Raw genomic sequence first — 15,998 nt, 5'->3', positions numbered from 1 at the left:
TGGTGTAAATTCGATAATTCAAAAGAGCCAGCGGCTCAGCCTTTAGGTATAATGAGAATCGCAACATTCAACATAGTACCGAAAGGAGAACCAATGGCTCGACTCAATATTACATTGAATCAGGACGAAATTCTACAGTTACTTTCCGTCGACCGCGAGGACGCTTTCCGGATCCTCCTTCAGGACAGCCTGAATTCGATCCTTAAGATCGAATCGCAGGAGCAGCTCCGAGCCGCCCCATACGAGCGTTCAGACGTCCGTACAGACAGCCGGAACGGGTTCCGGAGCAGAGATCTCAAGACACGAATCGGAACGATCACACTGAACGTACCGAGGCATCGGAACCAACTGTTCCATACAATGGTCTTCGAGAACTACTCCCGCAGCGAGGCCGCTCTGGTCGCCTCCATGGTGGAAATGGTCGTAAGCGGTGTCTCTACAAGAAAAGTCGCAAGGGTCGTAGAAACACTCTGCGGCACATCGATCTCCAAATCTGCCGTGTCCGCTGTCTGCAAGGATCTCGATCAGGAAGTCGAGACATTCCGGAACCGGCCGATCGAGGGAAATTATCCATTCCTCACGGTCGATGCCACGTATTTCAAGGTACGAGAGAACAGCCGCGTTGTTTCAAAGGCGCTGATGATCGCCTATGGTACAGGCGGCGCTCCTGGCAGCGTAGTTATCAACAGTTTTACCTGAAGGCAATTTACACACAAATTTGGACTTGACTACGAAGAGTATTTCAAGGATGATATTGTAGCCAGGTTTATTGATTTCATACGCGTCGTCTATGGAGAGGAGACACTGGAGGAGAACCTGAAGTTCATCGCAGATGCACTTGGAAACAAAGGCGATACACCGCGAGCAGTGATCCGGAATTATTTCCTGAATGATTTCTACAAGGATCATTGCAACACCTATTCTGTTACGGGATCCGGCAAGCGTCCAATCTACTGGCTCTTTGATTCTGGCAAGCAGAATGGATTTAAGGCGCTGATCTATATCCATCGCTACACACCGGACACCGTTGGCCTGATCCGTTCAGTGTACCTGCATAATGCACAGGCGGCAATCCAGAATTCCCTGCAGAATTCGGAGTACATTATTTCCACGACTACCAGCGCGACGGAACGGGCACGGGAGATCAGAAAGAAGGATAAGTATGTGAAACAGCTGAACGAGCTGCGTCCGTATTATCAGGCCTTATCCCATATTGCACTGCAGCGGATTCCGATGGATTTGGATGATGGCGTGAAGAAGAACTATCAGCTGTTCCAGGGCGTGGAGGTTTCGACGGAAGGAAAGAAGAAGCAGACGATAGACCTGTTGGCAAAGATTTAAAAGCCTGAAAGAGGTTGACGGAATGGATCTGACAGAAATACAGGAAAAACTGAATGCCATGCTTACCGGAATGGGAAGGAAACTCGTTTTCTGGTATGACGATGATGGCTCATATGAGGAGAATATCCATGATTTTGCGCTGGCAGAAGGCATAAAGCTCTGGATCGTCACAGAATCCAACTGGTTTGAGACAAAGCTTCAGATTGAAGAGCGGGATCCGGAGGGTAATTACCTGCTCTATGCACCATTTTCCCGTCCGGATGACAGGGAGAATTTCCTGGCGGATATTTTCTATTATTCGCAGCATTTTTACTCCGACAAATTGGTGCAGATCATGGGAGAACTCGGAATTCCCACGGAGTGCCAGGACGAGGTCAAGCGCTTCCGGAAATTCTGGACCAGCGGTAATATCGATAAATTCCGGAAGCTTTCCATCGAGGATATTACGAAGGAAAGGCTGCATCTTGGCATGCTGTGCGTCCTTGCCGGCGTGAAGACGTTGAGTTTTGATGAACTTCTGAAAAAGACTGTCCTTGCAGGGGCAGAGGATAACACCATTCTGAAGAGAATGGAAAGTCAGAGACTTGACCGGATCTTTTGGGATCTCTGCGAGAAGAATCTGGGATATAAGGATCTGACACCGACCATATCCGAGCTCCTTTGCACGATGATCGTGACCTATATGGATACCGTCACGGGCGGGAATATCCCGAAAGGGTGGAAAACGTTCCTTTCCGCCAGACAGAATGATGCAGTCGTATTCGTTAAGAACCTGATGAATAACGATGAGAGCAAGGCTTTCTATGATGGGTTTGCCGAGAAAGTTTCCGCAGAACTGAAGGCTCCCACCATGATCCGACAGATCCGCCTGGAGGATATCCTGGAGTGTGATGCGCTGCCTGATTTTGATGAAAACCTGCTGAGCTGGATGATCGCAAAGATTGAAGACGGCATGTTGGATGAAAAGATTGCCGGCCTTTCCATCCCGCAGATCTGTGAAGAGCGGATAAAGCCCTGCTATCACTATAATGAACGGTACGGCGAACGCTACAAGATGATCTATCATGCGTGGCATGTGTTAAAGGGAGTGTCGCTGCACTCCTTCAAGCCCACGCTTACGGAGGTTGTCCAGGACTATACCGAAAACACCTATCAGATCGACCGGAACTATCGCAAATTTTATTACTACATGGATGCGGTTGGCATGACGGTGGAGACAGAAAAGCTCCGGGATCTGGTCGAAAATATCTATACCAACAAATTCCTGACAGATTTCTCCTTTAAGTGGAATCAGATTCTTACGGATGAAGCTTATAAGGACTATGCAGGAAGAAGGCAGGAGCAGTTCTATGCGGACTTTGTCCGTCCGTTCATGAGAGAGGATGGAAGAGAAGGCCGTGTGATCGTTATCATCTCCGATGGTATGCGTTATGAATGTGGTCGGGAACTGTTCGAAAACCTGGAGTTAGATGAAAAGTGCACGGTCCGCATGAACCATATGTTGAGTGTTCTTCCTTCAGAAACTACGCTTGGTATGGCATCGTTGCTGCCAAATAAAGATATTCAGGTGGATGCAGAACTGAATATTACAGTGGATGGAATGAAGTGCGGCAATAGCACATTAGATCGGCAGAAGATCCTGCAGAGCCAGATTCCGCGCTCTATCTGTGTGGACTTTGACCGCCTGATGACAGCAAAACAGAGCGAAATCCGGGATCTCCTACAGGATAAGGATGTGGTTTATGTTTATCAGAACCAGATCGACCAGAGAGGGGAAGGCGGAAGATCCGAAAATGAAGCCTTCAATGCCTGCGAAGAGGCAGTCAAGGAGATCCAGACGCTGATCCACCGGCTCACAGGCTATGTATCTGCCACAAGGTTCCTGGTGACTTCGGACCATGGATTTATTTATAAGCGGGATAAGCTGACGGAGAGCGATAAGATCTCCATTGATAAGTCAGATATTCCTAAGACCAATTACAGGTATTTGCTCTCCAACAGTGAGTATCAGAATGATGCTCTTATCAGCAGATCCCTGGCTTACCTCAGTGCTTTTAACCGTATCTTTGTCACGACCCCCATGGGAACGGATATTATCAAGAAACAGGCTGGAGGTATGAACTATGTTCATGGCGGTTCTTCCCTGCAGGAGATGATCGTTCCGGTGGTGAAAGTTATTACGGCAAAAGGAAAGCAGGATACCGGCTATGTGAACGTGGAGATCAGTTCCTTCATCTCCAGAATTACGAACACCGAATTCAAACTGGATTTCATGCAGATGACGCCGGTAACAGACAAGGATAAACCGAGAAAATTGGTAGCCTTCTTTGTGGATGAGACCGGAAAGAAGATATCTTTTGATGTACCGATCATCGCCAATATCCGGGATAAAGAGGCAAGTAAGCGCCTGATTACGGAGAAGTTCACGCTAAGAAGTGGGAAGTACCGGACCGGTCAGGACTATTATCTTGTGCTGGCGGATATGGATGATGAATCTCAGATCCACCAGAAGTACAAATTCACAATCGATATTGCAGAAATGTGACAAGATATTAATCAGGAATTGTTAAAGAGGCGGTTAGATATATGCAGAATCAATCAGCATTAACAGGTACAGTACTTCTTGAAGCTTTTTGGTCTTCCAGAAGAAAGGATATGATAGATCTCATCACACCGTTTATTCATTATGCTGTAGCACAGACTACATCTCCTAACGAAAACATTGATATTCAAAAAGTTACCAATATTATTCGACATGATTTTGGATATGTAGACATCCCGGAATCTGTTATTGCAAAGATCTTATCAAGAGATAAAGTTCACTTCGATAAAAAGAACCGCGAATATAGGTTAACAAAGTCTTTAGATGAGCAGGTTGAGAGATTCACTCTAAGAAAGAAGGAATGCGCGGAGAAGATCGACAGAATAGGAGAGAGTCTTTTCGAATACTTGAAAAATCATTGTAAGAGAACGCGAATTATTTCAAAGGAGCAATGCATAGCGTTTCTTCAAGAGTTTTTTTCTGTTTTTGCCTTACAAGTGGGGTTCGATACACTTGAAGCGGAAACAATTTCATTAAACCATGATGAAATTAATTATTTTATAGCACAATATATTTTTGAACAAAAGAGAAAGGAAAGTATTGAATATACTGTATTTCTTGATTTAACAAAAGGTTACTTTTTGAGATCCGCTATCTATCTTCAGGTGGATAATGCAAACATTAAAGCCGCATCGTATAAAAACACAGATATATACTATGACACTCCTATTTTACTTCAGCTGCTTGGGTATCAGAGCGAACAGGAGACAGATTCTGCAATTACCCTTCACATGCTTCTGAAAAAACAAGGTGCTAAGTTTTTCTTCTTTGAACAAAACGAGAGAGAAATGCTGTCTATTCTAACCGCTTATCAGCATTCGTTGATTGGCGAACAACGGTCTTCCCGTACGTTAGAAGGTTTGGACAGTAAAGGATACGATTTTGACGGTGTTACTCGAATAAAAAAGACTTTTGTTAACACGTTAGAAGAACAGTTTGGAATAAAACTATGTAATACGCCGGGATACGCGACTAAAGAGGATGGATGTGTTGATTTGGATAGCATCGACATATCGGAAGTTGAAGCCATGGACTATGTTAGAGGTCATACAAGGCATTATACAGATGATAATTTGAGATCCGATGTTACATCTGCACTAGCAATTCACAGAATACGAAACGGGGTGGTAAGTCGAGAAATAGAAAAATGCAAGGCTATTTTTGTGACAACAAATGTGGATTTTACGAATGCGTTTAATAGTTTTTACCGAGAGAATTTCGGCGGTGACAGAGTAATGCCGGTAATAACGTCCTTTGACTTATCTGCCATAGCATGGGTTAAAGGCGGGGAAGTCAGGGCGGATATACCAGAAAGACAATTGTTAACCAATTCATATACTGCAATGCAACCAGCACCGGAAATAATTGAAAAGTGCAGAGTCATTTTAGGTCAATTGGAAAACGAAGGAAAGATTACAAAAGAAGAGGCTGTGTTGCTAAGAGCCGATCGAGTGACCCAAAGAGAGCTTTGGATTGAATATTTTCCCACTGTCGAGAGTATTGACGATAAGTATATAGAAAAGCTTCAACAAAGGCAAAAACAGAAATTAATAGGCGATACAGAAACAGAAATCCGAAGAATATATAGGAACAAAGCAGAAGAAGATAAAAAGCAAAAGATAACAGACGCAAAAGAAAAAGCTCATACATATGCAAGTGATAAGAAGAATCAGTTCATAAAGACAAGAAGAATACCTGTAGTCATTGCCTTTGTTGTTATTGCTGTACTGTGTATAATTGGACTATTTCGATCGTTGTCTTCCACACCGAAATCGCTCTTCCTTATAGCATTTGTAATTGTTTCTGTACTTTCAATTATTGATACGCTTACATCGCGTGGGAAGTTTATTGGAAGATGGATAGACAAGAAGGCAAACCACTATGAAACATCAGTTTATGAAAAGAAGCTTCATGAATACTTACAAATCTTGAAATAGAATGGATAAAGATATGGATACTTCCTATATCATCAGTAAGATGAATGAGTACATGTTCCGGCTGAACCAGCAGATTGGAGGGTGGCTTGAGAAGAAGCTGCCCAAGATCACTGATGACTGGTGGCAGGATCTGGTGTTCAACAACCTGAGCCCGCTTCAGCGGGAGACTGTACTTCGGAATGATATTCACGAGATCAAAGGGCTGGATCTTGCAGCCCTTCTTCGCGTGCTGGACAGAAACTGGTTCGTGATAACAAGCACCTTCTTTATCAATAACAAAGAGCGGGGCAATATCAGGACCATGCAGGAGATCAGGAATACCTGGGCTCATATTACGCCGAACGATATCAGTAAAGCCAAGGTGATTGATGATGTGAATGTCATCATTGCCCTCATGCAGGCTTTTGATGCCAGCATGAAAGACACCAGGGATATGGAGAACTTTATCTTTGACGTAGAAGAAGATAAGGATATCCATGCAACTCCGGCGAAAGAACCTGTGAAGGAAGCCGCGCCTGCTGCAGAGAGCCCTGCCTCTGTCGGGCAGCCGGAAGGAATCGCTGTTGGAAGCATTGTTGTCCTCGTCAGTGATCCGTCAGTGATCGGCGCAGTGATCGGAGTCAGCGGAAACAAGTATTCTGTACTGGTCAATGGAAAAGTGCAGTCTTATTACAAGGAGCAGATCCAGCTTCAGAATGCTAAGGAAGAGCATAAATATTTATCCCTTCCGAAGGTTCGGTCTGCTCTGACTGCTTATCAGATACATAACCCCGGCTCTTCGAATCTGTATTCTCTGAACTCTGCCAGAATCGATTTTGTTCCATATCAGTTCCGGCCGGCGCTCCGGATGATCCAGGCAGACAGCCCGCGTGTCCTTGTGGCGGATGATGTCGGTGTTGGTAAAACAATCGAAGCCGGACTGATTTTGAAGGAACTGGAGGCAAGGTCGAGTCTTACCTCTGTACTTGTTATCTGCCCAAGACCGCTGGTCGCTGAGCGCAAGTGGCAGCTGGAAATGAAGCGCTTCGACGAAGACTTTACCCAGCTGGACGGTAGAATGCTTGCCGAGTGTATTTCTGAGACAGACCGTGATGGTGAGTGGCCGGAGCGGCACAGCAAAACAATTATTCCGTACTCCCTGTTTGGAGAGGATTCCATCATGGGCAGGGGATCCAGATCCGGCAAAAAACACAAGGATATCGGTTTATCTGAACTGGACCCGCTTCCGCACTTTGACCTGGTCATCGTGGATGAGGCCCATAACATCCGGAACGCCAATACCTGGGCTTATCGTGGAGTGGAACTTTTCTGCAGAAATGCGGATGCTGTAGTTTTCCTGACGGCAACGCCGCTGCAGAACAGCAACAATGACCTGTATACCCTGCTGAACCTGCTTCGTCCGGATGTGATTATTGATAAAGATACCTTCAAAACCATGTCTGAACCCAATGCGTTCATCAACAATCTCCTCCGGATTGTCCGGAACCAGGAGGAAGGATGGCAGGAAGCAGGGAAGGCCGAGATAGCGAATATTCTTAGCACGACATGGGGAAGGAACGTCATTCAGCACAATCCTGAGTTTGAGAAGATCTTTACCTTCCTGGACAGGACAGAGGTCACACGTGATGAACGGATCGAGATGATCGGGAAGATAGAGGGCCTGCATTCCTTCCATACGATGATCAACCGTACAAGGCGGAAGGACATTGAAGACTTCTGTATCCGAAGAACACAAACGGTAGAGGTGCCGTTCAACGGCGTACAAAGGGATCTTTATGATGCACTGATCGAATTTGAAAGCACAGCGCTGGCACAGCTTCATGGTAGCCGCAGTGTGCGGTTTATGATGTGCACTATTATGCGGCAGGCTGCTAGCTGCATCTACGGTCTTGCACCGTTTATGAATGATATTGTAAAGCGCCGCCTTTCACAGATTCAGGAAGATGGAGAGCTTTACGAATATGATTTTGAACTGAACAGTGACGAGGAAAACTCCCTGTTTGAACTGGCAGACGAGATTGATAAGCTTTCCGGAGATCTTCCCAAGGATGACCCGAAATTCGACCGGATGTTGGAAGTGATTCAGGAGAAGCAGACGACGGATAATAACCGTGTCATCATTTTCAGTTCTTTCCGGCATACGCTTTCCTATCTTCGGGAAAAGCTGACTGCGCAGGGAATCCGTGTGGGCCAGGTGGATGGTTCTGTACCGGATGAGGAACGCTATAAGCTTCGCCAGAGGTTCCTTCTGGACCGGGATAACGTGAATGCTGTCGATGTTCTGTTCTTTAGTGAAGTGGGTTGTGAAGGTCTTGACTATCAGTTCTGTGACACGATGATCAACTATGACCTGCCCTGGAACCCGATGCGGATTGAGCAGAGAATCGGCAGAATCGATCGTCGCGGACAGAAGAGCGATACCGTGAAGATCTATAACATGATTACGCAGGGGACCATCGATGCGGTTATCTATGACCGGTGTCTGTCAAAGATCGGCGTTTTTGAAGCCAGTATCGGTGACTGTTCTGAAATCCTTGGTGATATCAGTGACCAGATTTTCAAGATTATGTTTGATCCGGAGCTGACGGACGAAGAACGTCAGATGAAGATCGAGCAGATGGCGGATAACGAAGTCATGAAGGTACAGGAGCTGCATCGCCTGGAACAGGAAGAGAAGTCTCTGTATGGATTTGATCTGTCGAAATACATGATGGATAAGGATGTCCAGGATGCAGAAAATGCCTGGATCAATCCGCAGAGTCTCAATGAACTCTTGAACATCTTCATGGATGACTACCTCGGACAGGGAGAATACCTGAGAGGAAAGCAGGATGGAAAGACACTCCGGCTGGCTGCCGATAAGCGTCAGCTTCTGCTGGATGACCTGATGAAGATGCCGCTTTCTACAAATAACCATGCTACGAAGCTTTGGAAGGCTTATCTGAAATCGGATAAACCTGTACTTTCCGTGACGTTTGAAAGCCAGTATGCGAAGGACAACCGGGATGTGACATTTTTCACACAGATGCATCCGTTTGTCGCACAGGCGGCCGCTTATGAAAGCAGGAATTTCCCCTGCGACCTTGCAGTTCGGATTGCGGATCCGGAAGTGGAACCGGGAGATTATGAATTCCTGATCTATGCATGGAGATATGTTGGCCTGCGGCCGGATATCCGTCTGGTAGCAGTAAGCAGCAATCCTGCTGTGGAGAAGAATATCCTGAATTTCATCCAGTATGCATCCGAGTATTACGAGGATGACGGTACTCATCAAAGTAGCTGGGACCAGATGGATGACCTGCATTATAAGCGCTGGCAGGATTCTAAGGAGCAGTATTCCGCAGATGTTCGGGATGAGTGTGAATACAGGAAGGAGCAGCTGGCACACTCCTTCCATCAGCAGGAAGCGATTGTCCGCGGGCAGGTCGAATCTGCTACAGATGATAAGATCAAGCGAATGAGGATCGCCCAGCTGGAGAATATCACAAAGAAGTACAATGCACAGACTAAAAAAGTCGATGAGACCGTGGCAAAGGTGGATATCCATACCAACCTTCTTGTCAGAGGAGTTCTTCACGTCGATTAAGGAGCGGCAGGAGAATGGGCAGAATAGATTATCAGAAGATCTATGCGACGAATCAGGATGAGTGGAAAGCACTAACCAGAGAGCCCCAGAAATATGAGGCTCTTCTGGCCGGGCACTATTCGGACAGCAATCATTTTGTCTATGAACTTTTGCAGAATGCAGAGGATGAAAAAGCGACAAAGGTCGTCATTGAATTCTATAAGGATCAGCTCGTTTTCTATCATAATGGGGATCCTTTCGATGAAGATGATGTGCGTGGTGTGTCATCTATGCTGATGGGAACAAAAGACAGAAACGATGCTCAGACCATCGGAAGATTCGGCATGGGCTTTAAATCTGTTTTCAAATACACCTATCAGCCGGAGATTTATTCGGATGAAGAAGCCTTTATCATCAAGAATTATCTGCTTCCTGTGGAAAATGACAGCCACTGGGACTTTCAGGGTTTGAAGAGCACCCTGGCTTATCCGGACGGAGATGGAACGAAATATCTTCCATTTGCCAATACGCAGCACCTGACAAAAATCGTCATCCCGTTCAAGAAACGCAATGAAAAAGGAGAGCTGGTTGCCGTCAGCGGTAAGGATGTCCTGGACAAACTAAACAGCTTGTCCGGCGAGATTCTGCTGTTTCTGACCTATATACGTAACCTGTACTGGATCAATAAAGAAAACGGGAAATACGTCCACATTACGCTGAGCCATGCAAATGGAGATGATCAGCTCCTGACCTGCAGGATTATCGGATCCGAAAGTGATGGAAAAGAAGAGATTTCCCGTTATCTCCGCTACAAAAAGGTATTTGACCATCCTGATATGAAGTCCGCAGAGGTGGCGGTCGCATACAGGTTGAATGTTCAGGCAAGGAATATCAATGAGATGGAGCATACACCGGTGTGGGTGTACTTTCCTACACGGGATATGACAGATCTGCCGTTCCTGATTCATGGCAGCTTCGAGACAGCTGTTTCCCGAGAAAAACTGATGACGCCGTCCACCTTCAATGACAGTCTGTTTGGCAGGCTGGGAGATTTGATTGCAGAATCGATGATGGATCTTGCAAAAAGAAACCTGATCACTCAGGTGTTTCTGCGCCGCGTCGTTCTTTCTGCCTTTCAGGATGAAGCAAAGAATGGGACAATCAGGGGGCTGAAGGATAAGATTACAAAGGTGTTTTCGGAGGAAAGCATCTTACCTGACCGCCTCGGAGACTATCGCAATAAAAATGAACTGGCTATTTCTGTTCCTTTTCAGATGGCCGATTTAAAGGATTCCGTCCTTTGGAAGGAATCATTCTATGCAGTGGATCATTTTGTTGCCTTTAACAATGAGAGAGAAAGGAACTTTACCGAGTATTTTTCCTGGCTCCGGGATGATCTCTGCATCCGGACCTTCGACTTATCTCACTGGGCAATCGAACTTGGGAAACTGCCGGTGCAGAGCATTTCTACTTCGGAGATGTATCTGGAATCCCTGAAAGCTCTGTATAGTTTCCTTTCCGACTATCGAGAAAGCTTGTATCGGTCCAATTTGACCTATACCAGAGGTGGAGCATATGAACTGGCCATTCGAGCCTGCCTGCCAAAAGCCTGGCCGCATCTTCGCAAGGCGCCTGTGATTTTGAATGCAGAAAATGATCTGGTGCCGACATATGAAGAGAATGCGTTATCCGTATATCTGAATGCCTCCAGCCGGTATCGTACCCTTCGGCCTTCTTCCATTGTCAGTACGAAGGTGGCGCAGGACTATGAGTCTCTTTTCAAGGATGGTTTTCAGATCGCAGAATTTGATAACTATCAGTTCGTCAAAGAAAAGATCATTAAAAAGTATATTCAGGGCGATGATGAGAAGATTCATTTCGAAGACGATGCTCACTTTGAACGGGAATATATTGAAGACATCCAGCAGCTTCTGGATCTGATCGAAGAATCTGGGAATACGGCAGAAGTTATGGCTCTTCTGCGGAATGCTTATATCATCAAGATCAAGACAGAAGACGGGAATAATTCCTTTGCTTTCCCCCATGCCGTATATGTAGATACCTCCGATGAGGGCATAGACCTCCTGACCTACTATGCGCCGGTATGTGAAGCATATGAAGTGGATTATGACGAAGAAAACGACAGGCCGATTATGGAGGATGGGGATCCATATAATTTCGACCATTATCAGATAGACCGGGAGTTTTATGAGGACCATGGAATATCCCTGTCGAAACTGAAGAAGCTTGGATTGATCACTACGCCGGTGATCGAGGGAGAGCGGGCGGACTACAGCGGAACTGGTGATGGTTACTGGAGAGCGCTGGGTGAATTCTGTCCGAACATGCAAATCGATGGCTTGGATGAGAATATTGAGTATATTGAATATCATCCCAAGGAGGAGTTGGCTAAGAGAAAGTCTGCAGAACTGATGAAACTGTTGCTTTCTATCAGCGGAAAACTGAGCGGCGTTGTCAGGAAGCGGAAGAATAATCCCTATGATAGCCATGAAAATGCCAGCTTTTTATGGAGACTGAGCTATAATGACTGGCTGTTTGATAAAAATGGGGAATTGCATCGGCCCTCGCAGATATCTCGCTATGACCTGGATGAAGAGATTTATAGTGAGCTGCCGAATAAGAAGGAAGCTTTTGCAGTTCTTGGCTTTGTGGAGAAAGAGGCAGATGCCAAGGCGGATACTTTTGAAATGGTCGGCGCCCTGGACCGGCGTGATAAGACGATCATGTTCCGTCAGCTGGCTAAAGAACTCGGATTTGATATTTCAGATATTGGCAGGATTCAGCCTACGGAAGATGAGGATGACAGAGGGACATTTGATCCGAATGCCTGGCAGTCGGAAGAGTTTCCTCAGCGCAGGGTGCGAAATTTGGACAGCTTAATCGAGCATGTTCGTCAGGAATTCTTCTGTGCAGATCCGGTACGCTATCAGAAAGTGCTCCGGCAGATCAGAACCAGCAAGTCGCCGAAAACAATTCGTGCTTATACGCTGGGTATGTATGTGAATGAGAGCGATACACAGATTTGTCAGATGTGCAAAAAGGCAGCACCGTATGTGGATGTGACCGAAATTGCGAATTACGGGATCGAGATGCCGCAGCTGAACCTCTGCCTCTGCAAAAACTGTTCTTCGCGATATAAGCAGTTCCGCGATGGAAGCAAAGAGAAGTTCAAGGAAGAAATGACAAGAGCACTTCGGAATATCGACATCGGAACGCCGGCAGAAGATTATGAAATCGAGCTTTCTTCTGACGCTACGGTTCACTTTACCCAGACGCATCTGGCGGAGGTGAAAGAAATACTTTCTCTCCTAGAGCAGTATGGGATTCCCGGTCAGGAAGATCCGGAACCGGTAGCAAAGCCTGTATCTCAGATTCGGGAGAATGTTACTGGCCCCTTGGCTCATCCGCAGCGTGAGAGAAAACAGGTATATATCGTTGATCACAGGAGAGACGACCAGAGGCGGGAAAGACCTGTTGAAAGGCCCCTGCCGGAGCGGAAGCCAATGGTTCCGCAGCCTCCGCGACAGGAGGAGAGAAGCAATATAACAAATGGTCAGAAACCAGCATCGCAGTCAAAGCCGCAAGTTGGCGCAAAAGTCCGTCATAAGGCATTTGGAGACGGTGTGATTACTTACATAGACGGCCCTTATATGGGTGTTAGTTTCCCAAAAGCAGGAGAGAAGAAATTTCCACTTCCGGATGCGTTTAAAAAGGGTTTTCTGACTTTGATTTGATAATACATTTTCGGAGGAGATGGTGGCATGGCAATGCATATGAGCCTGCGCCTTGCATGGCATAGCGATGGGTGGAACGGTCATATCTGTAAGAACCCTTGCGGCAATACATACTGTGTAGGGCAGTATTCTTATCCCGGAACATTGATTGCAGAAAACAGGGATCTGGACTATGAGACGAAACATGCCGGAGAGGCATGCTCTTCTCATCCCTGTAAGGCTGCGTGCGGATGCAGTGTGAATGCTTTTGGCAAAGATACCATTCAGATTCAGATTGATCCTCCAAGCTGGTGGGGAAAGGGAGATGCAGACCCTGCGCTGCTTACACTGCCGCCATCTACAGCGTGTACCTGGTGCTATGAATTCATGTACAGCGATGATGTCCTGAATAAGTCCGGGACAGCTCAGAAATATGATTATGAAGAGCGAAGCCGGAAGGCAGAGCAGTACTTTGCTCAGTTTGAAGAGGGAAAATCCCTGGTCTTTTATTATGCCGGTTACAGCAATCCCTTCTCGGAAAATGAAGAAAACAATTATGTGGTTGCTGGTATTTCCCGGCTGAAGAAGATGGGAGATTTTCATTATTACCAGAATATCTCTGAAGAAATACGGAAGAAATATGCCGGCGGCATCGTATGGCAGAAGGCGGTTACTTCAGCATACCCAGATGAGGGGTTTTGTATCCCCTATTGGAAATACATGGATAATGAAGATGTTCTGGAGAGGCTGGTTATCAAGCCGCTGCACAGGGCACCGTTTAAGTACGGATCCAGGGAGATCACGGACGATGATGCTATAGAGATCGTAAATCAGCTGGTAAACGCAGTTGAAGTGCTGATAGAGATAGGAGACACCACAGAAAACTGGAAGCTGCGCCGCGACTGGCTGGGCAGCGTCCTTAATGAGTTATGGATTGCCCGTGGGCCGTATCCCGGATTTGCTTCTGTGCTGGAAAACCTTGGACTTGGCAGCATTGAAGCCACATATCTGCGCCTTACAAATGAAAGTGATATGAAAGCGTTTCGGGACCAGGTATGTGATTTGCTGGTTGGAGAACGCGATGACGTATGGGGACAGGCATTACCTGCAGCAGAGCTGAAGAAGATCCGCCGGGAATATAAACTGCGAGAGGAGCCTGAACAGAAGCTTTTACTTGATATCCTGCCGAGATTTGCTCTTACGGCAGGCCAGATGCAGGCTATCCTCAGTGAGGACAGGGAAAACGTATCAATCACAGTTTCTCTCGAAGAAATACTGGCAGATCCGTATATCATTTTTGAACAGTACCAGGGCTATGATGTCGATGATGTCATACCGTTTTATAAGATCGATAACGGTATTCTGGCATCGCCAGACTTTGGACTGGATAACCTGCTGGATGAGGGCTCAACCGAGCGTCTCCGCGCTTTTTGCGTGGATGAGCTGAACCGCATCGCAGCACATTCTTTTGGAAAGACAGCGACCATTCTGGAGTCTGTTAATCATCGACTGGATCGGATGCCGGAGTGGAAAAGATATACCTACAAGCTGAAAAATTTTGATATAGAGACAGAGGTACTGGAAGAAGCTCTATATTTGCGTCGTGATGAGAATAATACGCTGTATCTGTATTTGCGGTCCGTCTATGAAGATGAGCGGTGCATTGAAGACGCCTTCAAAGCTTTGACGGATCGGCCGGATATTGTCCTGAAACGGGCAATCAGTGCAGAGAAGTTTAAGGAGCGCCTGAAGAAGAAGGATTCAAAGTTGATATCCAAGGCAGGACGACAGTATGAGGCGATTCTGGACAAACAGGCCGAAATCTGTATGAAGATTTTCACCAAACCTCTCTGCGTTCTTTCTGGTGCGGCGGGCACCGGCAAGACCACGGTTATCCGGGCTATTGTGGAAAATATCAAGCGTGTCCATGGAGAGAGCACAGGTTTTCTTCTTATGGCCCCGACAGGCAAAGCTGCTGAACGCATCAAAACACAGACCGGTGAGCGTTCTACTACAATCCACTCTTTCCTGGCTTCCAACGGATGGATCAATAACAATTTCACTCTGAAGAGATCCGGGGGAAAGCTCAGCCAGGATGTCAACACTATCATTGTTGATGATCATTGTTGATGAGTGTTCCATGATCGACCTGAATCTGTTTGCGACACTTCTCCGGGCGATCAACTGGAACAGTGTACAGCGTCTGATTCTGATCGGAGATCCGAATCAGCTGCCGCCGATTGGACGTGGTCGTGTCTTTGCGGATACCATTGCCTGGCTGAAGGCAGAATATCCGGAGAATGTTGGTGTTCTGACAGACAACATCCGCCAGCTGGTCAACCGGGTGGACGGCAATGGAAATGGGATCCTGGAGCTTGCGAATATCTTTATGTTAATTGCTATTCGAAGTTCCACCTGGAAATCTGAAAGGTGGAACTTAATTCTTCCGAAGAATGGGATGGAAGTTAATTCTTCTGAAAAAGTATTATAATGGAGGTCTTGGTCCACCACCTGTTGCTCCGACCAGAACAGGAGGATCCATGACTAAATATAAGCAGCTTACCCTTGATGATCGGCTCTTGATCGAGGCTGGTCTCAAGGAGGGGAATTCCTTCAAGGGCATCGGCGAGAGGATCGGTAAGGACTGCTCCACCGTCTCGAAAGAGGTCCGCTCTCACCTGGTATTTAAGAAAAGCGGAGCCTACGGCAGGCCGTTCAATGACTGCATCAACCGCAAGGGATGCCGGATTTCCGGCGTCTGCAAGGCATGTTCACCGGAAAAAGCGCGGGTTCGTTACTGCTCTGTCTGCGGCAAGTGC

At 46.5% G+C, this 15,998-nt stretch carries 8 protein-coding genes and 1 pseudogene; all 9 read left to right on the top strand.

Annotated elements, in window-relative coordinates:
- Window positions 1–93: 93 nt before the first annotated feature.
- Window positions 94–657: pseudogene (locus GCWU000341_RS10165) on the top strand (IS256 family transposase); the annotation flags it as partial.
- A gap of 210 nt (window positions 658–867) precedes the next feature.
- The gene (locus GCWU000341_RS10160; protein WP_009215901.1) at window positions 868–1,341 is read left to right on the top strand and encodes a hypothetical protein; all 474 of its coding nucleotides are present in this window, start codon (window positions 868–870) and stop codon (window positions 1,339–1,341) included.
- A gap of 22 nt (window positions 1,342–1,363) precedes the next feature.
- The gene (pglZ, locus tag GCWU000341_RS10155; RefSeq protein ID WP_009215900.1) at window positions 1,364–3,886 is read left to right on the top strand and encodes a BREX-1 system phosphatase PglZ type A; all 2,523 of its coding nucleotides are present in this window, start codon (window positions 1,364–1,366) and stop codon (window positions 3,884–3,886) included.
- A 41-nt stretch (window positions 3,887–3,927) separates the two neighbouring features.
- Entirely contained in the window at window positions 3,928–5,880 is a 1,953-nt protein-coding gene (locus GCWU000341_RS10150) for a hypothetical protein (protein WP_155812833.1), read from the top strand.
- A 13-nt stretch (window positions 5,881–5,893) separates the two neighbouring features.
- On the top strand, window positions 5,894–9,466 hold the full coding sequence (locus GCWU000341_RS10145; protein ID WP_040654224.1) for an SNF2-related protein: 3,573 nt from the start codon (window positions 5,894–5,896) through the stop codon (window positions 9,464–9,466).
- 14 nt (window positions 9,467–9,480) lie between these two features.
- The gene (locus tag GCWU000341_RS10140; protein WP_009215897.1) at window positions 9,481–13,200 is read left to right on the top strand and encodes a sacsin N-terminal ATP-binding-like domain-containing protein; all 3,720 of its coding nucleotides are present in this window, start codon (window positions 9,481–9,483) and stop codon (window positions 13,198–13,200) included.
- A 27-nt stretch (window positions 13,201–13,227) separates the two neighbouring features.
- On the top strand, window positions 13,228–15,309 hold the full coding sequence (locus GCWU000341_RS10135) for an AAA family ATPase (protein ID WP_050761994.1): 2,082 nt from the start codon (window positions 13,228–13,230) through the stop codon (window positions 15,307–15,309).
- A gap of 10 nt (window positions 15,310–15,319) precedes the next feature.
- The gene (locus tag GCWU000341_RS12770; protein WP_207635071.1) at window positions 15,320–15,670 is read left to right on the top strand and encodes an AAA family ATPase; all 351 of its coding nucleotides are present in this window, start codon (window positions 15,320–15,322) and stop codon (window positions 15,668–15,670) included.
- A gap of 49 nt (window positions 15,671–15,719) precedes the next feature.
- On the top strand, window positions 15,720–15,998 hold a 279-nt coding region (locus GCWU000341_RS10130), incomplete at its 3' end, for a helix-turn-helix domain-containing protein (protein WP_009215894.1).

Origin of the sequence: Oribacterium sp. oral taxon 078 str. F0262 (assembly GCF_000160135.1) — a bacterium.
Lineage (GTDB): Bacteria > Bacillota > Clostridia > Lachnospirales > Lachnospiraceae > Oribacterium.
Note: the sequence above shows the minus strand (reverse complement) of the source record. Positions and strands in the feature narration are given on the sequence as shown.

What these genes read in the sequence shown, in the direction of transcription:
- pglZ (WP_009215900.1), top strand. Translation starts at nt 1,364, where the DNA reads ATGGATCTGACAGAAATACAGGAAAAACTGAATGCCATGCTTACCGGA.
- GCWU000341_RS10135 (WP_050761994.1), top strand. Translation starts at nt 13,228, where the DNA reads ATGGCAATGCATATGAGCCTGCGCCTTGCATGGCATAGCGATGGGTGG.
- GCWU000341_RS12770 (WP_207635071.1), top strand. Translation starts at nt 15,320, where the DNA reads ATGATCGACCTGAATCTGTTTGCGACACTTCTCCGGGCGATCAACTGG.
- GCWU000341_RS10150 (WP_155812833.1), top strand. Translation starts at nt 3,928, where the DNA reads ATGCAGAATCAATCAGCATTAACAGGTACAGTACTTCTTGAAGCTTTT.
- GCWU000341_RS10145 (WP_040654224.1), top strand. Translation starts at nt 5,894, where the DNA reads ATGGATACTTCCTATATCATCAGTAAGATGAATGAGTACATGTTCCGG.
- GCWU000341_RS10140 (WP_009215897.1), top strand. Translation starts at nt 9,481, where the DNA reads ATGGGCAGAATAGATTATCAGAAGATCTATGCGACGAATCAGGATGAG.